General features: G+C 64.4%; 1 pseudogene. It reads right to left on the bottom strand.

Going from position 1 to position 405, the window contains the following annotated elements:
• Nucleotides 1-127: 127 nt before the first annotated feature.
• Nucleotides 128-331: pseudogene (locus ABGA94_RS20420) on the bottom strand (DUF819 family protein); the annotation flags it as partial.
• Nucleotides 332-405 lie beyond the last annotated feature (74 nt).

The following is a 405-nucleotide window of genomic DNA, read 5'->3' as shown; positions in this document are numbered from 1 at the left end:
TCATGCAAGGGTCTCCCGAAAGGGCTGGCGGCGGGCGAACCCGCATCGGCGGACACCACGGACAGCATCGCTCCGCCCGCCAAGCTGGCAGTGGAAGAGGCGATGCCGGTCCGGTGGGGGCGGGCCATGCGATCGGGTTGTAGAGCCGGGTGTTCTGCCCGTCGATCAGGCCCACAGTGTTGTAGATGCCGGGAATCAGGTAACACAGCAGCAGTGCCGGCACGAAGGTGTAGACGCGCTTCCACAGGCCCTGCTCCCGCGAGGTAGTGCCAGACCCAGTGTGGTGGCACTCATGGATCACCGGAAACTTGCCCGAGAGGGGTAGGATCATGCCCATACCGGGTAACAACCCGCCGGTCCTTCTGCGCTACGTCAAAGGGCGGTTCAATTCAGCCGCATCCGTGC

Source organism: Stenotrophomonas sp. 3diitr2024, assembly GCF_042136455.1.
GTDB lineage: Bacteria > Pseudomonadota > Gammaproteobacteria > Xanthomonadales > Xanthomonadaceae > Stenotrophomonas > Stenotrophomonas sepilia.
Note: the sequence above shows the minus strand (reverse complement) of the source record. Positions and strands in the feature narration are given on the sequence as shown.